27 protein-coding genes and 1 pseudogene are annotated in these 24208 nt (G+C 28.0%); 1 reads left to right on the plus strand and 27 read right to left on the minus strand.

Annotated features, from left to right (window positions below):
* Positions 1-82: 82 nt before the first annotated feature.
* Positions 83-709: a stage II sporulation protein M gene (gene spoIIM, locus CKV72_RS06435; protein ID WP_095177802.1), complete on the minus strand. Its 627-nt coding sequence runs from the start codon at positions 707-709 to the stop codon at positions 83-85.
* Positions 710-845: 136 nt separating this feature from the next.
* On the opposite strand from spoIIM, the gene CKV72_RS06440 reads away from it, so the two are divergent.
* The gene (locus tag CKV72_RS06440; RefSeq protein ID WP_095177803.1) at positions 846-1379 is read left to right on the plus strand and encodes a YhcN/YlaJ family sporulation lipoprotein; all 534 of its coding nucleotides are present in this window, start codon (positions 846-848) and stop codon (positions 1377-1379) included.
* A gap of 89 nt (positions 1380-1468) precedes the next feature.
* Here the strand turns inward: CKV72_RS06440 and CKV72_RS06445 are convergent, their stop codons facing one another.
* From CKV72_RS06445 to efp, 26 genes and pseudogenes are all read right to left on the minus strand, one after another.
* Positions 1469-1945: a hypothetical protein gene (locus tag CKV72_RS06445; protein WP_089865036.1), complete on the minus strand. Its 477-nt coding sequence runs from the start codon at positions 1943-1945 to the stop codon at positions 1469-1471.
* Between the two features lie 117 nt (positions 1946-2062).
* Positions 2063-4054, minus strand: a complete 1992-nt coding sequence (locus CKV72_RS06450; RefSeq protein WP_095177804.1) for a methyl-accepting chemotaxis protein — start codon at positions 4052-4054, stop codon at positions 2063-2065.
* Between the two features lie 203 nt (positions 4055-4257).
* The gene (spo0A, locus tag CKV72_RS06455) at positions 4258-5076 is read right to left on the minus strand and encodes a sporulation transcription factor Spo0A (RefSeq protein ID WP_095177805.1); all 819 of its coding nucleotides are present in this window, start codon (positions 5074-5076) and stop codon (positions 4258-4260) included.
* A 176-nt stretch (positions 5077-5252) separates the two neighbouring features.
* On the minus strand, positions 5253-6458 hold the full coding sequence (gene spoIVB / locus CKV72_RS06460) for a SpoIVB peptidase (RefSeq protein ID WP_089865028.1): 1206 nt from the start codon (positions 6456-6458) through the stop codon (positions 5253-5255).
* A gap of 197 nt (positions 6459-6655) precedes the next feature.
* Positions 6656-8352 (minus strand): annotated as a pseudogene (recN, locus tag CKV72_RS06465) (DNA repair protein RecN).
* Positions 8353-8356: 4 nt separating this feature from the next.
* Positions 8357-8818, minus strand: a complete 462-nt coding sequence (locus CKV72_RS06470; protein WP_089865022.1) for an arginine repressor — start codon at positions 8816-8818, stop codon at positions 8357-8359.
* 18 nt (positions 8819-8836) lie between these two features.
* A complete protein-coding gene (locus tag CKV72_RS06475) occupies positions 8837-9661 on the minus strand; it encodes an NAD(+)/NADH kinase (protein WP_095177806.1) in 825 nt (274 codons plus the stop codon).
* An 8-nt stretch (positions 9662-9669) separates the two neighbouring features.
* Positions 9670-10488, minus strand: a complete 819-nt coding sequence (locus tag CKV72_RS06480; protein ID WP_095177807.1) for a TlyA family RNA methyltransferase — start codon at positions 10486-10488, stop codon at positions 9670-9672.
* A 21-nt stretch (positions 10489-10509) separates the two neighbouring features.
* Positions 10510-12366, minus strand: coding sequence for a 1-deoxy-D-xylulose-5-phosphate synthase (gene dxs / locus CKV72_RS06485; protein ID WP_169712352.1), 1857 nt, complete (start codon positions 12364-12366; stop codon positions 10510-10512).
* Between the two features lie 2 nt (positions 12367-12368).
* A complete protein-coding gene (locus CKV72_RS06490; protein WP_089865009.1) occupies positions 12369-12944 on the minus strand; it encodes a hypothetical protein in 576 nt (191 codons plus the stop codon).
* A gap of 712 nt (positions 12945-13656) precedes the next feature.
* Entirely contained in the window at positions 13657-14529 is an 873-nt protein-coding gene (locus tag CKV72_RS06500) for a polyprenyl synthetase family protein (protein WP_089865007.1), read from the minus strand.
* A 21-nt stretch (positions 14530-14550) separates the two neighbouring features.
* A complete protein-coding gene (locus CKV72_RS06505; RefSeq protein WP_089865003.1) occupies positions 14551-14778 on the minus strand; it encodes an exodeoxyribonuclease VII small subunit in 228 nt (75 codons plus the stop codon).
* Positions 14779-14855: 77 nt separating this feature from the next.
* Positions 14856-16046 carry an exodeoxyribonuclease VII large subunit gene (gene xseA / locus CKV72_RS06510; protein WP_089865000.1) on the minus strand — a complete coding sequence of 397 codons (1191 nt, stop codon included), beginning with the start codon at positions 16044-16046 and terminating at the stop codon, positions 14856-14858.
* On the minus strand, positions 16046-16882 hold the full coding sequence (locus tag CKV72_RS06515; protein WP_095177809.1) for a tetrahydrofolate dehydrogenase/cyclohydrolase catalytic domain-containing protein: 837 nt from the start codon (positions 16880-16882) through the stop codon (positions 16046-16048). Before CKV72_RS06515 ends, xseA begins: the two co-directional genes overlap by 1 nt.
* Positions 16883-16902: 20 nt before the next feature.
* On the minus strand, positions 16903-17364 hold the full coding sequence (gene nusB / locus CKV72_RS06520) for a transcription antitermination factor NusB (RefSeq protein ID WP_095177810.1): 462 nt from the start codon (positions 17362-17364) through the stop codon (positions 16903-16905).
* A gap of 102 nt (positions 17365-17466) precedes the next feature.
* Positions 17467-17862: an Asp23/Gls24 family envelope stress response protein gene (locus CKV72_RS06525; RefSeq protein WP_095177811.1), complete on the minus strand. Its 396-nt coding sequence runs from the start codon at positions 17860-17862 to the stop codon at positions 17467-17469.
* A gap of 97 nt (positions 17863-17959) precedes the next feature.
* Entirely contained in the window at positions 17960-18469 is a 510-nt protein-coding gene (locus tag CKV72_RS06530) for a SpoIIIAH-like family protein (protein ID WP_089864989.1), read from the minus strand.
* Between the two features lie 58 nt (positions 18470-18527).
* The gene (gene spoIIIAG / locus CKV72_RS06535; RefSeq protein WP_095177812.1) at positions 18528-19145 is read right to left on the minus strand and encodes a stage III sporulation protein AG; all 618 of its coding nucleotides are present in this window, start codon (positions 19143-19145) and stop codon (positions 18528-18530) included.
* Positions 19146-19156: 11 nt separating this feature from the next.
* Entirely contained in the window at positions 19157-19738 is a 582-nt protein-coding gene (spoIIIAF, locus tag CKV72_RS06540) for a stage III sporulation protein AF (protein ID WP_089864982.1), read from the minus strand.
* Positions 19739-19742: 4 nt separating this feature from the next.
* Positions 19743-20903: a stage III sporulation protein AE gene (gene spoIIIAE, locus CKV72_RS06545; protein ID WP_089864979.1), complete on the minus strand. Its 1161-nt coding sequence runs from the start codon at positions 20901-20903 to the stop codon at positions 19743-19745.
* A gap of 10 nt (positions 20904-20913) precedes the next feature.
* Positions 20914-21300 (minus strand): stage III sporulation protein AD, encoded by a 387-nt coding sequence (spoIIIAD, locus tag CKV72_RS06550; protein ID WP_089864976.1) that lies wholly within the window; start codon positions 21298-21300, stop codon positions 20914-20916.
* 9 nt (positions 21301-21309) lie between these two features.
* Entirely contained in the window at positions 21310-21507 is a 198-nt protein-coding gene (spoIIIAC, locus tag CKV72_RS06555; RefSeq protein ID WP_023438505.1) for a stage III sporulation protein AC, read from the minus strand.
* A 52-nt stretch (positions 21508-21559) separates the two neighbouring features.
* Positions 21560-22039, minus strand: a complete 480-nt coding sequence (gene spoIIIAB, locus CKV72_RS06560) for a stage III sporulation protein SpoIIIAB (protein ID WP_242955713.1) — start codon at positions 22037-22039, stop codon at positions 21560-21562.
* 1 nt (position 22040) lies between these two features.
* Positions 22041-22958, minus strand: coding sequence for a stage III sporulation protein AA (spoIIIAA, locus tag CKV72_RS06565; protein ID WP_089864968.1), 918 nt, complete (start codon positions 22956-22958; stop codon positions 22041-22043).
* Positions 22959-23100: 142 nt separating this feature from the next.
* Entirely contained in the window at positions 23101-23505 is a 405-nt protein-coding gene (locus CKV72_RS06570; RefSeq protein ID WP_089864965.1) for a CD1247 N-terminal domain-containing protein, read from the minus strand.
* 92 nt (positions 23506-23597) lie between these two features.
* Complete coding sequence (gene efp, locus CKV72_RS06575; protein WP_089864962.1) at positions 23598-24155, minus strand: elongation factor P; 558 nt, start codon at positions 24153-24155, stop codon at positions 23598-23600.
* Positions 24156-24208 lie beyond the last annotated feature (53 nt).

Raw genomic sequence — 24208 nt, forward strand, 5'->3', positions numbered from 1 at the left:
TAAGCAAGTATCCTAAAAATTTTATGTACTCCGTTTTATTTTCAATACAATTCATTTAAAAATATCCCAATCCTTCCTTATTTTAAAATAGTATTTTCATTATGCTAGGTGTTATATAAGTTTCCATAAAGAATCCCACAAACATAACACTTATTATAAATACAAAGGATAACGAATAATATAATATTCTTATTCCTAAACTCTGAGTAAATACTTTATTTACTCTCTCTTTTATAAAGTTTAAAGAAAAATCCATAGCTAACACCGAGGCTACTAAAATACAACATATATATATTATATTTTGAGGTACTAAAGCTAAAAGTACCATCCAAATGCCTTTTATGCCATTACTATTTATTAAAAAACTTATGGTAAATCCCAAAGTGTATCCTTTTAAAATATCCATTATTAAAATACCAGGAAGTCCTACTAAAGTCATACCTAAAAACCATATAATAAAAATAGTCGGTATATTATTTTTTAATATCTGGTAAAACACAGTTTTATATTCTATATTATTATTTTCTATGTAGTTTATAAAATTATTAAAATAACTTGAAAGCTCATTGGAATGTACGGAATTAATGTATTTAACACTATAAATACCCAAAACCACTCCTATAAAAATAAAAAGCAGCGTTATAACATATATCCAAAAATTTTCATGAAAATGATCAGCTAAGCTATTATAAATCTTATCTTTTAACATACTTTTCCTCCTAAGCTATGTAGTTTATTTTTATTTTTATTTATTCTTTCATTTATATTTATGATTTTAATCTTAGGTATATGAAATATTTTATATTTTAAATTATTTTGTGCATACTACTATTGAGGTGATAATTATGAAAGGAAATATAAAAGCTAAATCAATTAGTTTGCTTTTATCTGTATTCTTTTTAACTACTGTGGGAGGATGTACACCTAATAATAACACTGCTAAGAACAAAGATGTTGCACCTCCTTCTAATAATACTGTAGAAAAAAATAATGACATGAAAGAAAATGACAATACTAAAAATAATATTACCAAAGATACTAATGATGGCGATCTATACCAAAGGGCAACTAAAATTGCAGATGAAGTTGTAAAAATAGATGGAATTAAAAGTGCAAATGTAGTAATTTCAGATGAAAGAGCTTTAATTGGAGTAGACATAGAAAATACTGCTGAAGGTAAAATTACAGATGAACTTAAATCTAAAGTAGAGAGCACTGCCAAGAAAGCAGATAAAGAAATAAAAACTGTGGCAGTTTCTGCTGATCCAGATATTTTTAATAGACTCTCTAATATAGTAACTGGCATAAAAGAAGGTAAACCTCTTTCTGAATTTGGAACTGAAATAGAAGAAATTTTTAGAAGAATAATGCCTAAATAATTAAATAAGGGCTGTCTCAAAATTTTATTCTGAGACAGCCCCTTTTAGAATGTAATTATTTAAAATAAAAAAGCCCTTTAAGGCTACTTTTAGAAACTAACTTTCTTACTTTCTAATACATGATACGTTACATTTATCGGTATCAGATTTTCTATTATTCTACTATCATCTCTACTATTAGAAATTACTTTTACATCTAATATCTTATCTATATCAAGGTTATATCCTTTATTAGTATATACATCTAAATTACATTCCCTTAAAATATCTGCTAACTCTTTACTTTCTTCCTGTGAATTTGCAATTATATTATATATCCATATTTTATCCTTATTTGTTTTTTTCATAGGAAAATAGGATCCTAAAAAGGTTGCCATACAAATTATAATTATTCCTGCAATAGAATTGTTCTTCGCTACCTTTACCAATAGCGTAAGATAAAAGAATTGAGATATAGCATTACACAATGATGATATTAAATATCTTTCTTTTATCATAAAGAATGTTTTAAATGTTGATATGGTACAATCCAATAGTTTTAATATAAATAGTATTATATAGTTCAATAAACCACCTCTTAATTATAAAATTACACAATTATTTATTATATCATTTAATTGTATAAAAATCAATAGCTTATATAAATAAAACTGTCAGTAATAATACCAACAGTTTTATTTTATTTATATAGTTTTAAAATTTTCCACTAATTCTTTTATATTGTCTGATAAATTCTTGAGAATTTCAGCAGAAGATGCTATTTCCTGAAGACCTGAAGATTGTTCTTCTGTTGAAGCACTCACTTGTTGTGTACTTGCTGCTGTTTCTTCAGATACAAAGGATATTCTCTCAATTTTAGTAGTAACTTCTTCCTTTATATTATCTATATTATTTAATGAATTAAATGTTTTTTCTATATTTTCATTTAAACCAATTATTAAATCAGAAATATTTTTAAAAGATGCTTCTGTAATCTGTACACTTTCTTTAGTTACATCATCTAATTTCTTTTCTTGTTCTATATTTGAAGTTATAGATTTAACTCTAGCTTCAATTTTACTTAATACTTTATTTATAGTATCTGTTGCACTTGAGGATTGTTCTGCCAGATTCCTTACCTCTTTAGCTACTACTGCAAAACCTTTTCCTGCTTCTCCTGCTCGTGCAGCTTCAATAGATGCATTTAAAGCTAGAAGATTTGTTTGTTCTGTAATATCTTGTATGGTATTTGCCATATACATTATATTTTTAATTTCTTCTTCTAAACTAAAAATTTCTTCATATAATGCATTATTTGACTTTATATTATGATTAAAATTATTCTTTAATTTATTTACTACTTCATTACCCTTTTCAACTTCTAAAGACACTTTTTCTGAAGATGAAGTCATAATATTTGCATTCTCAAGAGATATTTCTATTTCATCTTTTAACTTGTTTATGGAATTGACACTATCTTCTAAGGTTTTAGATTGTTCTAAGGCACCTTCAGCAATACGCTGTACAGCTTCCGCAACCTCTTCTCCTGCAGAACTTCCTTGATCCGTTATAACAGCTAGATCTTCTGCAGATGTCTTTAATTTATCTGAAGTATCTTTTATCTCATATATTAAAGATGATATATTTTCTATCATTTTATTTATAGAATTTTTTATAATTTTTACTTCTACAATATCTCTATCTTTTTCTTCTATTTTTTGTGAAAAATCTCCTTGTCCAAAATTGTTCATAATCTTTGTTGTATCCTTTATAAGTTTAGAAATCCTTTTTAAAAATGCAAAAGCAATTAACAAACTTATACCTAAAAATACTAAACTTAAAGTAATATTAGTTATTTTAGCTTTGAATAATTTATCCTTTAGTTCTTTTTCTGGAATAAGAGTTACTATATGCCAGAGAGTATCTTTGTTTTGTGTTTTACAGGCATAATATTTTTCTCCATCTATATCCGTAGTTGAAACACTTTTTTCATCTTTTATAATATTAGCTGCCCACTGAATATCTCCTATATTTTTCCCTACTGCCTCTTTATCTTTAGCAACTAATATTTTTCCATTATTATCTATAAGTACTGCAAATCCCCCTTCTCCTATTTTTATATTTTTTACTTTATTAAATAAATCTTTAAGCTCTATATCTATACCAGCTACTCCTATAGGCTTATTTGATAAATCTTTAACGGATTTTGCAAAAGTTATAACAAAACTTCCCTTCTTATTTACGTCTTCATAGGGTTCTGTAATAATAACCTTATCTACATCCTTCATAGCACTTGTATACCAAGGTCTTTTTCTTGGATCGTAATTTTCATCTACTTTATCTGTGGTATGATGTTTTCCAGTGGCTTGTCCTAAATATGTAACACATACATCCTTATGGTTTTTAACCACGTTGTTTAAATTATTTTGAAGTAATTTTTCACTATTTTTATCACTAACTAATGTTCTTGAACTATAATCGCTAGAAAGTTGGTTAATAACTTCACTGTTAGTATTTTTAAAATCTGTTATATCTCCTGATAATGTATGCATAGTCTGTGTTACTGTTTCTTTAAAATTTTCTCTAATGTTTTGAAATTGATACATAGAGTTTACTACTGAAATAACAGTTAAAGGCGCCACAACGCATAAAATTATAAATATTATTAGTGTTTTTTTAATTGTTCTGTTTTTCATAATATCGTCTCCTTATATGAAAGTTAATTATTAAAATAATTTCTGTGTTCATAATGCGACTATATTTAGTATTTATTTTAACAATTAAACATTATATCCTCTCTTTTTAAATTTTTCAACTTTTATTTAAATTATTCCATAAAAATAGAACTTCTTTATTTCCCCATCAATAAAGAAGTTCTATACATATATGAATTATTTTCCTAGCTTACCTTATTTTTAAGTCTTAATTTATCAGCTACCATAGCTATAAACTCGGAATTTGTTGGTTTACCTTTATCATTGTGAATGGTATATCCAAATATTTTATTAATGGTATCTATTTGTCCTCTAGACCAAGCTACCTCAATAGCATGTCTTATTGCCCTTTCTACTCTACTAGCAGTAGTATTATATTTTTTAGCTATAGAAGGATATAATTCTTTTGTAACTGCTGATAATAATTCCATATCTTTTACTACCATAGTGATAGCTTCTCTTAGGTACATATATCCTTTTATATGTGCAGGAACACCAATTTCATGTATTACATTAGTTATTTCTGTTTCTAAATCAAAAGGTTCTTCTTTTTTATTGATTTCAATGCTTGTACTTTGTAATACTGGCATATTATTTATTCTAACAGATTCTCCTGATATAGTATTATTAAACATTTGTCTTATTCTTTTCACAAAAATTTCCATATCAAAAGGTTTTACCACATAATAATCTGCTCCTAAATTTATTGCTCTTTGAGTTATTTTATCTTGTCCTACAGCAGAAAGTATTATAACTCTTGGCACATAATCTAAAGCCATTGAACTTAACTTTTCTAAAACTCCCAGTCCATCTAAATGAGGCATTATTATATCTAGTACTACTAAATCTGGTTTCTTTTCCTCTATTAATTTTATTGCTTCTACTCCATCTTTTCCCACACCCACTACTTCAATATCTTCTTGGCTTGAGAGATATTCCTTTAATATATTGCAAAATTCCTTATTATCATCTGCAATAACTATATTAATCTTTGAATTTTCCATAAATCCTACTCCCCTCCGCAAAATTATTCCATATCCTAACAAATAATTATTTCGACAAAACAAAGTTAAATCCTTTTTATTTAAGAAAATTTTTACACTAATAGAATAAAAGGGATTTATAAATAGTAAAAAGGACTTTTTATTATTTAAGTCCTTTTTACTGTTCAATTATTTTATTATCTGTCAATTATATTAGAATCCCTTAACATCCACTCAATATATATACCATATCCAGTATCTGGTTTGTTTATTAATACATGAGTAACTGCACCTACTATTTTATCATTTTGTATAATAGGACTTCCACTCATGCCTTGAACTATTCCACCAGTTTTATTTAATAATTCTTTATCTGTTACTTTTATGAGCATGCTTTTAGGACCTGCTTCTCCTTGCGGTAATAATTTTTCTATATTAATACTATACTTTTTAGGTCTTTCTCCTTGTATAGTAGTTAAAATATACGCAGGGCCTTCTTTTATTTCATCTCTTAGAGCAACTTTCATTTTTCTATTATAATCATAGATTATATTATTATTTACATTACCGAATATACCACATTCTGTATTGTTTTTTATATTTCCTATAGGATCCTTATCATCTAAAAATATACCTTTTAATTCTCCAGGATTCCCTTTTAATCCTTTTTTAATAGATATTATAGAAGAAGGTACAATCTCTCCTTTATCTACTTTTAATGTAACACCTGTATCTATATCAGTAATAGGATGACCTAATGCTGCAAAAGTTTTAGTTTTATCATCATAAAAAGTTAAAGTTCCCACTCCTGTAGTTGAATCTCTCACCCAAAGACCTATTTTGTAATTTCCTTCTTTAGTTTTTTTAGCTTTTACTTCTTTTTCTATTATTTTGTCTTTTCTTTCTACTTTTACTTTTAATACTTCTCCATTGCTTTTGCTTATTATAGATGAAATGTTTTCTCCACTTTCTATGTTTTCTCCATTAATCTCTAATATACTATCTCCTAATTCTATACCTGCTACAGCCGCAGGACTTGTAATTTTCCCTTTTTCCCCTTCTAAATCGCTTAATCCTACAACTAATACACCTTTAGTATTAAGTTTAACTCCTATCGGCTGTCCTCCAGGATATACAGACAATTCCGCTGGTACTTTATTTACAGAAATAGATTTTATCTTTAATATTCCAAATAAATTTACATTTAAATTTTTATTTTTAGAATCATTATTGCTACCTTCATAAGTAGTATTTACTATTTTTGAAATTTTATTATTAAAGATATCTCCTTCTCTTACAAAAACTGTAGATGGCATAGAAAACCTTATTGAAAGGGCAATTAAACTTATTAACAGGATGGATAATAAAAAAGAATATCCAAATTTAGCTTTATTTCTCTTCATGCTTTTTAACCTCCTGTTTTATTTATTTAATTTTAAGTTGCCCTTATATTATCTTACTTATGCTATAAAATGTTTTCATAACACGTCAAGAATTACTTATATAAACTAAATTTATGCATACATATCACACTATTTGTAAATTAAAAATCTATAATACCACCTTTAGAGATATTATAGATTTTTATTCCATTATTTTTTTAAATTTTTAAGCTTTGTTTCTTTTTATTTGCCATAAATATCATCTCTTCAGCATGTTTTAGAGTTAAATCTGTTACTTCTGATCCTCCAATCATTTTAGCTAATTCTTGTTTTTTCCCAATATTATCTAACTTTTCTATAATAGTATAGGTTTTATTTTTTTCTACTTTTTTACTTACTAAATAGTGAGTATCAGAAAAACAAGATATTTGTGGGAGATGGGTTACACAAAACACTTGATGTTTTTGAGATATGGAATACATTTTTTCAGCTACGCTTTGAGCTACTCTTCCACTTATTCCTGTATCTATTTCATCAAATATAACTGATGGAATTTTATCCTTATCAACAAATACGGTTTTAAGTGCCAACATTATCCTAGATAGTTCTCCTCCAGAAACAATTCTTTCTAAAGGTTTTAAAGGCTCACCTGGATTTGTTGATATTAAAAATAGAACTCTATTCATACCTTTTTCTTTAAGCTCTTCTACTAACTCTACTGATACTTTAAAAGTGCTTTTTTCTAAACCTATATAATCCAATTCCTTTTTTACTTTTTCTTCTAAATCCAAAGCTCCTTGTTCTCGAATTTTATGGAGTTCTAAAGCTACTTTTTAATATCCTTCATTAATACTGCTCTTTTTTTATTTAAATCTTCAATTATTTTTTCACTATGTATAAGTTCATCATATTGATTTTCTAACTTATCTCTATATTGTAATATTTCGCTAATAGTTGGTGCATACTTTTTCTTCAATGTTCCTATTTGATAAAGTCTACTATTTATTGTATTAAGTTCTTCTTCATCATAATATATATTATCTTTTAAATTTCTTATTTCATTTATATTTTCTTCTAAAATATAATATATATTCTCTAAAGATTTATTTATTTTTTCTACACCATTCATATCCTGCTCTATAGAAGCTAATTCTCTTATAACTAAGTCTAAAGTATCTATTACAGAATTACTTCTTTCACTTCCATTTTTTAAAATTTCATAGCTATAATTTAATACTTTGGTAAACTTTTCACAATTAGATAATAATTTAAATTTATCCTCTAATTCTTTTTCTTCCTCTTCTTTTAATTTTGCATTATTTATTTCTTCTATTTGAAACTTTAAAAAGTCCACTATTTTTTCTCTATCGCTATTTTCACCAGAGAGTTCATTTATTTTTTTTTCTATTTCTTTAATTTTATCATAAATTAAAGTATACTCTTCTAATGTTTTTTTTATTTCTTCTTCTTGAAAATAATCCAAATAATTTATATGATTAGAAGAATCCAATAGATTTTGATTCTCATGTTGTCCATGTATATCCAATAAAGTTTCTGTTATTTTTTTTAATTGAGAAATTAATATACTTCTTCCATTTACTTTTGTTATACTCTTACCTGATTGGAAACTCTCTCGGCTTATTATTATCCAATCTTCATAATCTATACCTTGATTTATAAGTTCCTGTTTAGACATTTCATTTTCTAAAGTAAAAATAGCTTCTACAAAGGTTTTATTTTCTCCTGTTCTTATTAATTCCTTATTAAATTTTCCACCTAAAACATAGTTAATAGCATCTATTATAATAGATTTTCCAGCTCCTGTTTCACCAGAAAGTACATTAAATCCCTTTTCAAAGGAAATACTAAGTTCCTCTATCAATGCAAAATTCTTTATATTTAGTTGTAGAAGCACTAGTTTAAACCCCCTGTTCTCTTATAACCTTCTTCATCCTTTCAACTATTTCAAAGGCTTGTTCTGAAGTTCTAGCCATGATAAATATAGTATTATCTCCTGCTAATGTACCTGCAATCCCTTTAAAGTTTAGAGAATCTATAGCTTCTGCCGCCGCATTAGCAGAACCTGATAATGTTTTTACTACAACAAAATTATTTACACTTTCTACGCTAATTACAGAATGAGAAAATATATTTACAAGTTTATCCGATAAATCATTTTCATTTTTTGCTATAGCAGCATATTTATATCTTCCATTTTCTCCTAACACTTTTATTAGCTTTAGTTCTTTTATATCTCTAGAAACTGTTGCTTGAGTTATTTCTATACCACTTTTTCTAAGTTCCTCTGCTAATTCTTCTTGAGTTTCTATATCTTTTTTTTGAATTAATTCTAGTATTTTTTCATGACGAGTTATTTTCATAGCATCACCTTCTCATTTTTATAGGTATAATTTATTTCTTAATATACTATAATAATCTCTATGTTCTCCTTTTAATTTTATTAATTTACATTTATATGGAGAAGATGTTATTAAAAACTCTTTCGTATTTTGTAAAGAATTAATTTCTTCCCCATCTACGGTTAAATTTACATTTTCACTTTGTGGAATTATTTTTATTATGCTTTTATGATTCAATACAATACTTCTAATTCTTAGAGAATGACCACATACAGGAGTCAAACACAATGCATCCATTGTAGGATAAATTATAGGACCACCAGCAGACAAAGAATAGGCTGTAGATCCTGTAGGTGTAGATACTATAACTCCATCGGAGTTTAATTTAGTATAAAAGTTTCCATCTATATACAAATCATATTTACCAGTTTTGCCTATAGTCCCCTTTGTAACTACTACATCATTTAATCCATAAAAATCTTTTCTATCTCCTTTATATTCAATGGTACATTGTACCATGTTTCTTTCCTCTATATAGTACTTATTTTCAAAATAACTTTCAATAGCAAAAATAAAATTAGAGCTTTCAATTTCTGTTAAAAATCCTAGGTTCCCTATATTAACTCCTAAGATAGGTACATTATATTTAACTAAATGCTTAGCAGCTTTAAGAATTGTTCCATCTCCACCTAATACAATTGCCACTTCTAAATCCTTTGTTTCCTCATTTTCAAGGCCTATAGAATCTTTATAAACTCTAATTTCTACATCTTTATAGCTATTTTTTATTTTATTTACTATTTTATTTAAAAGCTCACCTTTTACATCTTTATTGGTATTTACATTTATCCCAATATATCTCATAGCATTATCTACCTTTCGTCTAAGTCCTTATGTGATACATCTACTATATCATCTATTAATTCCTTAGAAAATATTTCACTGTACTCCCTGTCCTTAGTAATATAAAGTAAATATTCAATATTTCCTTCTGGTCCTTTAATAGGCGAATAACTTATGCCCTTTATTTTTAAATCTAATATTTTAACAAAATCTACTATCTTCCCTATTACTTCTTTATGAGTAGATTTTTCTCTTACTACTCCTTTTTTTCCTACTTTTTCTCTTCCTGCTTCAAATTGTGGTTTTATTAGTGCCACTATTTCTCCTTTATCATTTAATATGTTAATTGTAGCAGGAATTATTTTTTCTAGAGAAATAAAAGATACATCAATACTTGCAAAATCTGCATGTTCTCCTATATCTTCAAATTTTATATGTCTAAAATTTGTCCTTTCCATACATACAACTTTGGGATTTGTTCTAAGTTTCCATGCTAATTGACCATATCCCACATCTATGGAATAAACTTTTTTAGCTCCATTCTGTAACATACAATCTGTAAAGCCACCAGTAGATGCTCCTATGTCTAAACAGACTTTATCTTTTAAATTCACATGGAAATCATTTATAGCCTTTTCTAATTTATATCCACCTCTACTTACATAGGGCATAGTATCTCCTTTAAATTCAATATTGGCATTTATATTAATTTTCTCTCCACATTTATCTTTTCTAATTCCGTCTACAAATATTTCTCCTGCCATTATACTAGCTTTAGCTCTTTCTCTAGAAGTAAAAATATTTTTTTCAACTAACAATAAATCTAGTCTAAGTTTTTTTTCTGCCATAATATTCTCCTTTAAAATAAACTACATTAAATTCATAACTTTTTTTAGTATAGATTCTTCGTCTAATCCATATAATTTAAATAATTCCTCTACATTTCCATGAGGTACAAATTCATCTTTAAAACCTAAATTAACAACTTTTACATTTGAGTCTCTACTTTTTACATAATTCAATACTAGATTCCCAAATCCTCCTAAAATTACGTTATCTTCTAAAGTTATTATAATTTTATCTTCATCTATCAACTTATCTAACATGTCTTTATCAATAGGTTTAACAAATGTTGCATTAATTAAACCTATATCTATGTTTTTTTCTTTTAAAGATTCTTTTACATTAAATGCCTTCTCTACCATTCTGCCTGTAGCTATAATAAAAATATTTCCATTACCTTTTAAAACTTCCCACTTGCCTTTTTCAAAGTCTTTGATAGGATTTAATTTTAACTTGCTTCCTCCCTTAGGATATCTTATAGCTATAGGGGATTCTTGTTTTAATGCCCAATTTAACATGAAACCTAATTCTTCTACACATTTAGGGGCCATTATGGTCATATTAGGCATATGAGATAAATAAGAAAGATCAAATACTCCTTGATGAGTTTCTCCATCTTCTCCAACTAACCCAGCTCTATCTATAGCAAATACTACGGGTAAATTTTGTATACACACATCATGTAATATTTGGTCATAAGCCCTTTGTAAAAATGTAGAATATACTGCAAAAACCGGTTTTAGTCCAGCTGTGGCCATACCTGCTGCCATAGTAACAGCATGTTGTTCTGCAATTCCCACATCAAAAGTTCTATTTTTAAACTTATTAAAAAACTCATTTAATCCCGTTCCATCTTTCATTGCAGCAGTTATAGCTACTACTCTCTTATCTTTAGAAGCAATATCTATCATAGCTTTTCCAAAAGCTTTAGAATATGTAAGTCCTTTATTTTTTTTAGGGCAACCTGTCATATAATCAAAGGGCCCAATTCCATGAAATTTATCTGGATTTTGTTCTGCGAATTTATATCCTTTCCCTTTAGTAGTCACCACATGTATAATTACAGGCTCTTCCATATTTTTTGCTTTTCCCATAACTTTGCTTAATTGCTTTATATTATGACCATCTATAGGTCCAAAATATTTAATTCCCATGTTTTCAAAAAGCATACCAGGTACAAGTACTTGTTTTACTCCATCTTTAACTTTTTCTAAATTTTTAGCCATGCCTTTTCCAATGTTAGGAATTTTTTTAATAACTCCTTCTATATCTTTTTTAAACTTATTATAATTTGGATCTATTCTTAAACTGCTTAAATATGTAGATAGTCCTCCTACATTTTTGCCTATGGACATTTGATTGTCGTTTAAAATTATTGTCAATTTTGTTTTATTATCCCCAACATCATTTAAAGCTTCTAGAGCCATTCCTCCAGTTAAAGCACCATCTCCTATTACAGCAACTACATTATAATCTTCTCCTTTTAAATCTCTAGCTCTTGCCATACCTAAAGCACTGGAAATAGAGGTACTACTGTGACCTGTTTCAAAATGGTCAAATTCACTTTCACATTTCTTTGGAAATCCACTTAATCCATTTATTTTTCTAAGATTTTTAAATCCACTGCGTCTCCCCGTTAATATTTTATGTACGTAACATTGATGTCCTACATCCCAAATTAATTTATCATAAGAAAAATCAAATACATTATATAAACTTAATGTTAATTCTACTACACCTAAATTTGAAGCCAAATGCCCTCCATTTTCAGAAACACTTTCTATTATAAAATTTCTTAATTCTCTAGATAATAAATTTAATTCATCTAAAGACATATTCTTTATATCATAAACATCCTTGTATCTATCAAGAGTATTAATCATCATCATCGTTCCTTTTTCACAATATAAATTATTTTAGATACCTTATCAATTATAATTTCACTTTGTTTTATTGCAAAACTTTTTCCCCAGGCCTTACCACCTATAGTTAAAGCTGCAATTAAAGCTCCAATAATGGCAGTTAACAAAGTTACATTTAAAAAGCTTGTTTGTTTCATAATCTTTGCAACTATTACAGCTCCTGTAGTACCACTTATTATTCCACAAACATCTCCTACTACATCATTGCAAAGATTTGACACCTTATCTGCATTTCTTATAAGTTTAACTGCTATTTTAGCCCCTGGAACTTTTTTAGAAGCTCTTGCGTGAAAAGGTCTTTCTTCAGCAGCTGTTACCGCTACTCCTATTATATCAAAAATTACACCTATTGAAATAATAAAAATTAATATAATAAAAGCTACTAATATATTTACATTTCTTAGTAGCATATCAGACAGAAGGCTTACCCCTCCAGATATTAATATTGTCCAAACTATAATAGTAATTATCCATTTACTATTAGAATTTCCTTTACCATTTTTCTTATTTTTATTATTCGACTTAACTATCTTATCCAATTAAATCCTCCATAATTTTTAGGAAAAAGTGGCAGTAAATTAAGTAAACCTTACGGCTTAGGTCCAGTAGGATTTCCCATAGAGCAATCAAAATGTCGCCATTTTGACGGTTTCCCTTTAATACTCTATCTACTATGTTACCAATAAGTAGGACTGGATTACCACTTAGTCCGCACTATAATCCTTAATTCACTTCATATAAAATGGAACAGTCTAGGAGATTTCCTCGACAGTTAGGTAAATCTCTAGCCTCTTTTGCAATCTGGGTTTCAGTAACCAAGAGCTTTAATCTTTGGCCAAAGATTAAAGTTGATATTACCTCTCCCCATATCACTCAAGGCAGGCTACACTGCACATAGCTTTTAACCACAATGCAGGTTTAATCCATTATCGTACAATAGGCGACTAACCTAAAACACAATTAATGGTCTCCACAAAGGTAGGGTCAGTTGCGCATGCCATTGCGGCCGCCCCAGCCTTCTTACTCCCAGCACCAGCCCATAACTGGGCGTCATAAGCCAGCACCAGAAGCTTCATCGATATGCCCTTTGGCGGATTTTTAGCCCCGCCTTCAAGAAATACTTACCTGACTAGAATACTGTGCCACCTTTTCCTATTAGAAAATATCATAAATTTTCACTAAATAAGTCAGTGGTTTATTATTTTAACCTATTTTTAGATTAAAGTCAATCAATAAAAAATTTGTATTAAATTAAAAATCTCTATTTAATAAATATAAAGTGATTTCTTCTAATTCTTTAGTGTCTTTATCAATACTTTGTAATAATTTTATGCAACTACTTGTTAAATCTTTACACATACTCTTGCATTTTTCTAATCCATAAAATTTAACAAAGGTATTTTTATTTTGTTCTTTATCTTTTCCTACAGTTTTCCCTAATTTTTTTGTATCACTTTCAATATCTAAGATATCATCTTTTATTTGAAAAGCCAAGCCTAATTTATTACCAAATTCCCTTAAAACAGTTATATCTTTTTCACTAGCTTCACCTAGAATTGCCCCTGTCATTATAGAAGCTGTTATTAAAGCCGCAGTCTTTTTTTCATGGATATAATCAAGTTCTTCAATGTCTATACTTTTATTTGTGTTTAAAACATCTACAACCTGGCCTCCAATCATTCCATTGGCTCCAGAGGCTTTTCCTATTTCATATCCAGCTTTAATCCATCTTTCACCTTTTTTTAAACCTTCTTTTAATACTATATTAAAAGCTTCATTTAATAGTCCATCTCCTGCTAAAACTGCTAAACCTTCTCCAAAAACCTTATGATTAGTTGGCTTACCCCTTCTTAAATCATCGTCATCCATACATGGTAGGTCATCGTGTATTAATGAATAAGTATGTATCATTTCTATTGCACAAGCCATAGGAAGAGCATCTTTATAATCTTCTTTATTATATATTTTATAGGTTATTAAGGCCAATATAGGTCTTATTCTTTTTCCCCCTATATTTACACTATAACCCATAGCTTCATATAAGCTTTTGTTATAGGTTCCCTTGTCTTTAAAATACTCCTCTAACCATATATCTATTTCCTCTTTATATAAATTTAAATCCAAAACCTCACCTCCTGTTATAAACTATTGCTCTCCTTTATCTTCTAGGAAGTCTTTTTCTCCTTCTTCTGTAAGTATCTTTATTTTTCCCTCTGCATCATTTAATATTTTGTAAACTTTATTACTAAGTTTTATTCCCTTTTCATAAAGTTCCATAGATTTATCTAAAGAAAGCTCTCCACTTTCCATTTGACTAACTACTTCTTCTAATTCTTTCATTAAATTTTCATAATTCTCCTTCTTTACAGCCACTATGACACCCCCTTTTCTTAATGAATAACTAATAATGAACAATGAATAATTATTGTTACTTATTCATTGTTACTTATTCATTGAATTCTATATTCTTTCTTTCCGTCTTTTAAGTTAATGGTGACTTTTTTCTTTTTATCCAACACTTTAATACTACTTATAACCTTTCCTTTTTCATCTTGAATAACGGAATAGCCTTTGTTTAATATATTCAAAGGATTATTAGATGAAAGTAAAATTGACATTTTGGATAATTCTTCTTTTCTTTTATCTAGCTCTGTTTTTATATGTGAATTTAGTTTGTTTATGATAAAGTCAATTTTATTATATTCATTTATTATAATTCTCTCCGGGCTATTTCCCTCTAGCGAAAGTTTAAGCCTATCTAATTTGTTATACTTTTCTTTTAAATTATTTAAAATATAGTAATTTAATGTGTTTCTGTAGTTTTCCAAATTACTATTTAACTCCTGTAAATCCTTTATAGCTATTTCTGCTGCAGCAGATGGAGTGGGCGCTCTTTTGTCACTTACAAAATCCACTATAGTAAAATCCGTTTCATGCCCTACCCCTGTAATTATGGGTATTTTAGAATTAAATACTTCTCTTGCTAATTCTTCATCATTAAAGGCCCATAATTCTTCTATAGAGCCTCCTCCACGAGCTAAAATTATAACATCTAAATCCTTTATTTTATTTAATTCCTTAATTCCTTTAATTATGTCAGCACTGGCATTAGTCCCTTGAACCAATGAAGGATAAATTAGTATCTCACAATTTTTATTTCTTCTAGTGGCTACATTTATTATATCTCTTATAGCCGCTCCTGTTTGAGAAGTTATTACTCCTATCTTTTTAGCATATTTAGGTAAGGGCTTTTTATACTCTTCTTTAAAAAGTCCCTCTTTTTCCAATTTACTTTTTAGTTTTTCAAAAGCTATGTACAATTCCCCTAGACCTTCTAACTCTAATTTATCGCAATAAAGTTGATACGCTCCATCCTTTACATATGTAGAAATTCTGCCCTTACCAATAACCTTCATTCCATTCTCTGGTAAGAATTTTAACCCCTTTGCTGCACTTCTAAACATTACACAGTTTATTTTACTCCACTGATCCTTCATAGAAAAATAAATATGTCCAGAGGAGTGAATCTTAAAGTTAGATATTTCTCCTTTTATGGACGCATTATTTAATATAAAATCATTATCCATGGTGTTTTTTATGTAATTATTTATATCCGATACAGAAAGAATTTTTATATACATTATTTAAAAACCTCACATAAATTTTTTATAAGCATAGTTGGTGTTACAGAACCTACACCTCCTGGAACTGGCGTTATAAAACCAGCTTTTTCAAACACATTATCATAATCTATATCTCCTACCATTTTACCTTCTAATACTGAAAATCCTACATCTATTAACATAGCTCCTTCTTTAATAAAGTCCTCTTTAATAAATTTAGGTATACCCATAGCAGATACGATTATATCAGCATCTTTACATATAGATTTTATGTCTTTTGTTTTTGAATGACAAATAGTTACTGTAGCATCTTCATTTACTAAAAGTTGTGCTACAGGTTTTCCTACTATAACGCTTCTACCTAAAACTACTGCCTTTTTTCCTGTTATAGTCTCTTTTGTACTTTTTATTATCTCTAGTACCCCTTGGGCTGTACAAGGTATAAAGCATTTCTCTCCTTTATAAAACTTTCCTGCGTTTACGTCTGTTAATCCATCTATATCTTTAGAAGGACATATCTTGTTTACTATTTTTTCTTCGTCTAATGTATCTGGAAGTGGCATTTGAAGTATAATTCCATTTACATTCTCATCTTTATTTAAGTTTTCTATTATCTCTATGATCTTATCTTCTTCTATACTTTCATCTAAAACTATATTTTTAAACTCTATTCCTATTTCTTTGCATATTTTTTTTTGATTTTTTATATAAAAAAGAGAGCCCTTATCATTACCTATTAATATACTTGCCACACAAGGTGAATTTAAACCTTTTTCTAATCTTTTCTCAACAAATTTTTTTAATTCTTTTCTCAATTGTTCTGAAACTCTTTTTCCATCTATAGCTACTGCCATTACTAATGCCTCCTATTAAATTAAATTTGTTTAGCAATTTTATCTAAAATAGCATTTATAAATGCTGGTGATTTATCATCTCCATATTTTTTAGCCAATTCTACTGCCTCATTTATTGCTACATTGTTTGGTACTTCATTGCTAAATAGAATTTCATATGAACAAAGTCTTAATATAGCTAAATCAACTTTAGCTAATCTATTTAAACTCCAGTTTTTTAAATATTTTTCTATATTCTCATCTAAGACTTCAATATTTTCTTGCACACCTTTTAATGTATGTATTAAATATTCTAAGTCTACTTCATCTAAATCTATTCTTTCTTTATCTATTTCTTTTTTCTCTCCTAAAATACCATTTATATCCTCTTCATCTTCTGAAGCTTCCTTTAGAGTATTTATTATTTCCATATAATTTTCCTTTTTTATTATCATTTCAAATAATAACTGCATTGTCATTTCTCTAGATTTTTTTCTTTTCATAGCTTTCCTCCTATTTTTTCTTCCTAAACTAAGTTTCACTTTAACATTATACTAATTTATTTACAAAATGGAAACACCCCCTGAAAATCAGAGGGTGGTTTTTTACTCTTCATCTTCTTCTATAGAATTTTGTTGTAATTTTGGAATAATTACATTTTGAACATGAATATTTATTCCTGATACATTTAAACCTGTCATAGATTCTACTGCTTTTTTAACATTTTCTTGAACTTTTAATGCAACTTGTGGAATATTTATACCATACTCTACTACTAAATATAAATCTATAGTTGCACTATTTTCTCCAACTGTTACCTTAACTCCCTTTGATAGGTTTTTCTTTCCTGTTAAAATTTGAGTTATTCCTTCCACAGGACCTGCACTCATACCAGCAATTCCTTCAATTTCTGTAGTTGCAAGACCTGCTATTACACCTACCACTTCATCTGATATTTTTACTATACCCATATCCACATCTTTTTTTGTACTTTTATCCATATTTTCTACCCCCTAGTTCATCGTCTTCTACACTAGTAAAAGGTTTTTCTATATCTTACATTATATCAAATACAATTTTCTTTTACAATTAATCTAACTATTCCTTTGTATGAATTTCAACATCTTTTATTTTACATTCATTTACAACTACACTTTGAATTTCTTTTAATTGCTTGTCTGTTAACTTATCTTTAGACTTTACCACTACATTAGCTTTATTATCTCCTATAAGACAAACTGCATCTTCATAGCCTTTAGCCTGCAGTGTTAACTCAACCTTATTTTCCTGACTTACCGCTAATGCTAAAGAAGCGTATTTGTCAGCGGTTTTGTCCCTTTGTTCTTGGGATATGTTCTTATCTTCCATTATACTCTTGAAATTTTGTAATGTGCTATTGTGCTTATTATCTCTTACTAATTTAGCTTCTGCAAAATAATTACCAGTCTCTACTTCTTTTTTCTTATTGCCAACATTTTTAAAACTTATTGCAGGTTTATCTCCACCTTCTTGTACATAAAGTGGATTATTAAGCCAAGTTGCCAAAAGTCCCATACAAACTATAAGCGCCAATAAAGTTGTAATGATTACAGCTTGCTTTTTATTCATAAAAATTCCCCCTATCTATTCTTCTACAAAATTATATGCTTTTAATTTAAAATATATACTATTTTTTCATAGGATATACATTCACCTTATTATCTGGTATATTAAATAAATTTATAACTGCCTTTTTTATTCTATACTCTGTTAGCTTATTTTCAGCTCCTTCTGCTACTATTAAAACACCAGTTATTTCAGGTTTTTTAGTTTTTATTATCAAAGGTTCTGTTCTATCCCCTTTATTAGTTGTAACCACTGTGTTTCCATTATTCTTTTGAGTAGTTTTTCTTCTGCCCCCTTCATTATCTGTTTCTTCTGTTAAATTAGTAGAATCATTTATATTAAAGGCTGGCACTTGTTCCTCACCTTCTGCAAAATATAGCATAACGTCCACATTTCCTATGCCTTCAGTTTTTTCTAGTATTTGTTTTAATTCTGCTTCTAACTGTTTTTCCTTATGTCTATTAATCTCTTTTGTAGACGTTCCTTCCTGAACTTCTTGAATTTCTTCATTATCTTCTGATTTTTCTTTTACCATAGTACTACTACTTTTAAAAAAACTGGAAGTAATAAGTATTAAAACCCCTATTAAAAAAACTATAAGTAGATTTGCTTTTATATTTTTAGATCCCCTCATTTCAAAATCTTTCTTTATTTTCTCTAATAGTTTTTTTAAATTCATATTGCCCCTCCTCACATTTTATTCACTAAAATTATATCTTTTGATAGTCCCAATTCTTCACTTAAGTAATTTTTTATATCCCTTGACAGTTCATCTTCTTCTGACACATTTTCATTTTCCTTTGTACTTACTTGAACTTTTTTTATCTTTCTTACTCTTTTATCTTTAAAATCAACTTTTATATTCTCTATAATAAAATTATTATCCTTTTCATCAAATTGTATCTTCGTGTCCACTTTAAACTTTCCCTTTGGGAACTTATTTTTCAACTTCTCATCTACTAGCTGCTGCAAATTTTTATTAAAATTTTCTTTAGTCATTTCTATATTCTTTTTTTTATATTGAAAAAAACTTTCCTTTGATTCTTCATTATTTATTCCTTTAGAAAATTCATTATAATATCTATTTATATTAAAATCTTTATCTACTAATTTTATTAGAGGATTAATTAAAGTTACCATTAAAATTAGTCCCATAACAAACTTTGAATATTTTTTTAAATTATTATTGGGCAATAGCATTTCCACTGCTGTTATGAACAAAACCACTGTAGCTATATTTATAATCCAATGCCTTAACTCCTTTAGAAACATATGATCATCCCCCTATGGCCATCTTGCCTGCTGCTGCTATAATAGATATCATTATAAAAAACATTATGGATACGCATATTACACAGGAACTTATCAAAACAAGAGAATCCCCTGCAGAGCTAATAGAATTCACTAATCTTTTATCTCCAATAGGTTCTATTAAAGCTGCCGTTAGTTTATATACAAATGCATTTATCAAAAGTTTTATAGTCGGGAAACTAACCATTACTATTAACATAACCAATCCTAATCCACTTATAGCATCCTTTAAAAGTACAGAATAACCTGCAACTGTAGATACTGCATCAGATAGGCATTTACCTACTATAGGTATAAAATTATCTACAGCATATTTTGCAGTTTTTGCAACTACTTGATCTAAAGTTTTAGATGTTATTCCCCTTATAGTCATAATTCCTATAAATACAGTCATTAATATCCCTTGTCCCCATAGAGCAATTTGATTTAATAATTTAGTTAGTTTATCTATTTTATATTCTTCTGTAATATTATTTACAAATTGCAATACAAATACCATTGAAATTAAAGGTATTAATATTTTAGCAAATATTTTAGATGCTAAATTTATAGATATTATAACAACTGGATCCATTACAGCAGCCTCTGCTACTCCACCTACACTAAATAAAAGCATAACTAAAACTGGCACCAGAATTAACATGAAATTAGACATTCTTTCTATGGTAACCCTAGCTAAATCAACCCCTAAATAAAAACTTCTTGCCATTATTACAATTAAAAGAGAATAACAAGCAAAATATGCAATATTAGATAGACTCTCATTGCTAAAAGCCATTTCTAAATTGGTTATTAAACTGCATATAATAGCTATTATTACTATAACCGACATAAGTTTTATAGACGTTGCCAGCTCTTTAAATAAAAATCCTATAAGTGTTTTTCCTATTTTCTTTATAGATAGGTCCCCTTCACCTGTTTTCATTGAGTTCTCTATATATTTTTTAACATTCATATCATTTAATATTTCATATTCACTTTTCATATTGCTTATATAATCATAAAGTTCCTCTATTTCTTTACTTTCTTTAATATCTGAAATTTCATCTATAGAGGCTTTTACATTAGAATTAAAAATTATCGTAAAGAGCAGTACAATTAAAATAATAAATTTCCATTTTCTCATCTTTCTCTCCTTACATTATTTTAAAAATTGACTGTAACACCGCCATTAGTATAGGTATTGCAAGTAATAATATAAGTATTTTTCCTGCAAACTCTACTTTTGCAGCAATGCTTCCTTGCCCTGCATCTTTACATATTTCACTACAAAAAGATGCTAAATATGCAATACCTAATATTTTAAATACCGTAGTTAAATATACAAAGTCTATATTGGCTTTTAGAGATAATTTTTGTAAAAAATTTATTATGGCAGTTATCTTGTCCATCATAAATAGAAAAATAAGTATTCCTGCACATATACTTATGTGTACAGCTAAATCTTCTCTTTTACTTTCTCTAGCTACTAAAGTAATAAATAGTGCTCCAAAAGCAAAAGCCACAACCTTTACAATGTCCATGTTTTCCTCCTAAAGCCAAAACATTGTTCTTACAGCGTTAAATAATTTATTTATCAAATTTATTACCATCATAAGTATAATTACAATACCTGCAAGATTTGTGATAACTGCATAATCATCGTATCCACTAGTTTTTAATATTTTATCTAATATAATTATCAATATACTTACAGCACCTATTTTAAAAATAAGATTTATATCTAACATTTTTCTCCCCCTTAGAACAGAGTAATAACTATCATCATGCCTATAGTAAACCCTAAGTACCTGTACATTTTAATATTTTTTTCATGGCTACTTCCCCTTCATCAATTTGTTTTTTTAATTCCTCTAATGTTAAAGAAATTATATTTATATGTCCTTGTACATCTGACTCACCAAAGGTTTTAGCCAAGTTCAAAATTATATCTATATCCTCCTTTTTTAAATCCATTTTCTCTTTAATTCCTTGAAAGCCCTTAATAAAAGCTTCATAAACACTATTTACTTCATTGGTTTTAAGTGAATTACTTATAGATTCAAATAATTCATTTATGGGAAAAGAACTTTTTTGTGATGTCTTATAAAATATCTCTGGTAATGGAGTATAGGTATATAGAATTTCATTTTTAATTTCATATACAGAGTTCTCTATATTTTTAAGCTGATGAACTCTTTTTTTAAACTTATTACTGTACAAAAAACCTATAGCTGTAGAAGAAACTATAGTCAATAAAGCTCCTAGTAATTTATAATACATTTTAATCCTTATATATTATATTTTTCTCTTCAAAACTATATATGTACTCAACTGTGCCAACTCCTTTTCTACCACTTAAGACTATAGCCTTTTGAAATACTTTATTTTCTATTGCTTCTTTAAAAACTTCTCTCTCATATATGTCTTCAACATCATATCCATGTACTGTAGTAATAAGCTTTACCCCTGAATTCATAGCCTTTATTATACTTTCTATATCTTCCCTACTCCCTATTTCATCACATACAATTACCTCTGGAGACATACTTCTTATAGCCATCATTATGCCTTGACTTTTAGGACAACTATCTAATACATCTGTTCTAAGTCCTATGTTTAATTGAGGTACTCCATTAACACAAGAAGCTATTTCACTTCTTTCATCTATTACGCATACCTTCATCCCTCTTAAATTAAGTTTTTTTATTCCATTAGATAAATTTTTTGCAATATCCCTTAAAAGTGTAGTCTTGCCACAATTAGGAGGGGAAATTATTATAGTATTTTCCACCATAGAACTTTTTAAAACATATGGTAGTATTTTATTAGAACATCCTTCTACCTCTCTACATATTCTTATATTTAATGATGCAGGATATTTAATAGTTTTAACTTTTTCACCATCCAGCACACATTTACCACATATGCCTACCCTATGCCCTCCTTTAATAGTTATATATCCTTGTTTAATTTCATCATCATAGGCATATATAGAATAGCTACTCATCCTTTTAACAATACTAGAAATATCTTCTAATGTGGCCATATAGTTTGTTATCACCTCATTAGAACCTTCTTTGACTATTATTGGCTTTTCAGCTCTAATCCTTATTTCTTGAATATTCTTAAAGTTAAATGCATTTAATTGGTTTTTTATTTCTCTCGGTAATATTTCTAAAATTTCTTTTTTCTCTATCATCCTATACCTCCTTTCTTATATAAAAGTTATTTATAAAATAGGTAAAATATGACTAAAAAATAAAAAGAGAACTGATTTTTATCGAGGGCACTTTTTCAGTGCCCTCATTTTTATCAGTTCTCTTTTTATTTTTGGATTTTAATTATTCACAACAATCGCAATTACACTCTACATCAATATCAATATCCTTACGACAATTTGGGCAAACTATTTTATCTTTATTATGAATTATTTCAGAATCTATGTATAATGTTTCATCACAATTTGGGCATTTTAAATTTATAAAATTTTCTATATCATCTTCATCAAAGTCATCATCATCTTCATCGTATATTTCATCTTCTATCATAGATAAATCCTCATCCAAAGCATCTACATATTCCTGAATTTCCCTATGTGCCTCTTCAATATCCTCAAATTCTTCTCCTATGTCTTCTAGAATATTGACTATTTCTCTTATTATTTTTCCTTCTTTGCTTTCCTTTTCAATTTCTAGTCCGTCAATTAATCCGCTTAAATAAGCTACCCTTGATTTAATAGAACACATTTGATCATCCTCCATTATTTTTATTTAATAATAAAGACATACATTTACTTTATGTATGTCTTTATCACTTTAAAGTTTATTTATATTATTGCCTAAACTCTTTCCATATATTCCCCTGTTCTTGTATCTATTCTTATAAAGTCACCTTCATTTATAAATAAAGGAACTTGAACTACTGCTCCAGTTTCTACTGTTGCTGGTTTCATAACATTTGTAGCAGTATTTCCTTTTGCACCTGGTTCTGTATGAGTAATTTGTAATTCAACAAAATTTGGTGCTTCTACAGAGAAAGCTTCTCCTTTATAGAATTTTATTATAGCAAACATATTTTCTTTTAAAAACTTTATTGCACCTTCAACTTGTTCAAAGTTCAATGGAATTTGTTCAAAAGTTTCTTGATCCATGAAGTAATATAATTGACCATCTGTATATAGATATTGCATTTCTTTTCTTTCTATAACAGCTTCTTGGAATTTTTCTGTTGGGTTAAAAGTAGTTTCTGTAACCCCACCATTTAAAACATTTCTTAGTTTTGTTCTTACAAATGCTGCACCTTTCCCAGGTTTAACATGTAAAAAATCCACAACTGTATAAACTTGTCCATCTAATTCAAAAGTATTTCCTTTTCTTAAATCTCCTGCTGATATCATTTTTATGTATCCCTCCAAAACTTATAAAATTCATTATATATTATAACCTAAAT

Source organism: Clostridium cochlearium (assembly GCF_900187165.1).
GTDB lineage: Bacteria > Bacillota > Clostridia > Clostridiales > Clostridiaceae > Clostridium_G > Clostridium_G cochlearium.

What these genes read in the sequence shown, in the direction of transcription:
- spo0A (WP_095177805.1), bottom strand. Translation starts at nt 5,076, where the DNA reads ATGGAAAATTCAAAGATTAATATAGTTATTGCAGATGATAATAAGGAA.
- efp (WP_089864962.1), bottom strand. Translation starts at nt 24,155, where the DNA reads ATGATATCAGCAGGAGATTTAAGAAAAGGAAATACTTTTGAATTAGAT.
- spoIIIAA (WP_089864968.1), bottom strand. Translation starts at nt 22,958, where the DNA reads ATGATAGAGAAAAAAGAAATTTTAGAAATATTACCGAGAGAAATAAAA.
- dxs (WP_169712352.1), bottom strand. Translation starts at nt 12,366, where the DNA reads ATGATTAATACTCTTGATAGATACAAGGATGTTTATGATATAAAGAAT.
- CKV72_RS06515 (WP_095177809.1), bottom strand. Translation starts at nt 16,882, where the DNA reads ATGGCAGTAGCTATAGATGGAAAAAGAGTTTCAGAACAATTGAGAAAA.
- spoIIIAG (WP_095177812.1), bottom strand. Translation starts at nt 19,145, where the DNA reads ATGAATTTAAAAAAACTATTAGAGAAAATAAAGAAAGATTTTGAAATG.
- spoIIIAE (WP_089864979.1), bottom strand. Translation starts at nt 20,903, where the DNA reads ATGAGAAAATGGAAATTTATTATTTTAATTGTACTGCTCTTTACGATA.
- spoIIIAB (WP_242955713.1), bottom strand. Translation starts at nt 22,039, where the DNA reads ATGTATTATAAATTACTAGGAGCTTTATTGACTATAGTTTCTTCTACA.
- CKV72_RS06450 (WP_095177804.1), bottom strand. Translation starts at nt 4,054, where the DNA reads ATGAAAAACAGAACAATTAAAAAAACACTAATAATATTTATAATTTTA.
- spoIIIAC (WP_023438505.1), bottom strand. Translation starts at nt 21,507, where the DNA reads ATGTTAGATATAAATCTTATTTTTAAAATAGGTGCTGTAAGTATATTG.
- CKV72_RS06470 (WP_089865022.1), bottom strand. Translation starts at nt 8,818, where the DNA reads ATGAAAATAACTCGTCATGAAAAAATACTAGAATTAATTCAAAAAAAA.
- xseA (WP_089865000.1), bottom strand. Translation starts at nt 16,046, where the DNA reads ATGTATATAAAAATTCTTTCTGTATCGGATATAAATAATTACATAAAA.
- CKV72_RS06475 (WP_095177806.1), bottom strand. Translation starts at nt 9,661, where the DNA reads ATGAGATATATTGGGATAAATGTAAATACCAATAAAGATGTAAAAGGT.
- CKV72_RS06530 (WP_089864989.1), bottom strand. Translation starts at nt 18,469, where the DNA reads ATGAATAAAAAGCAAGCTGTAATCATTACAACTTTATTGGCGCTTATA.
- CKV72_RS06570 (WP_089864965.1), bottom strand. Translation starts at nt 23,505, where the DNA reads ATGTGTTCTATTAAATCAAGGGTAGCTTATTTAAGCGGATTAATTGAC.
- spoIVB (WP_089865028.1), bottom strand. Translation starts at nt 6,458, where the DNA reads ATGAAGAGAAATAAAGCTAAATTTGGATATTCTTTTTTATTATCCATC.
- CKV72_RS06440 (WP_095177803.1), top strand. Translation starts at nt 846, where the DNA reads ATGAAAGGAAATATAAAAGCTAAATCAATTAGTTTGCTTTTATCTGTA.
- CKV72_RS06525 (WP_095177811.1), bottom strand. Translation starts at nt 17,862, where the DNA reads ATGGATAAAAGTACAAAAAAAGATGTGGATATGGGTATAGTAAAAATA.
- CKV72_RS06480 (WP_095177807.1), bottom strand. Translation starts at nt 10,488, where the DNA reads ATGGCAGAAAAAAAACTTAGACTAGATTTATTGTTAGTTGAAAAAAAT.
- spoIIM (WP_095177802.1), bottom strand. Translation starts at nt 709, where the DNA reads ATGTTAAAAGATAAGATTTATAATAGCTTAGCTGATCATTTTCATGAA.
- spoIIIAF (WP_089864982.1), bottom strand. Translation starts at nt 19,738, where the DNA reads ATGTTTCTAAAGGAGTTAAGGCATTGGATTATAAATATAGCTACAGTG.
- spoIIIAD (WP_089864976.1), bottom strand. Translation starts at nt 21,300, where the DNA reads ATGGACATTGTAAAGGTTGTGGCTTTTGCTTTTGGAGCACTATTTATT.
- nusB (WP_095177810.1), bottom strand. Translation starts at nt 17,364, where the DNA reads ATGAAAAGAAAAAAATCTAGAGAAATGACAATGCAGTTATTATTTGAA.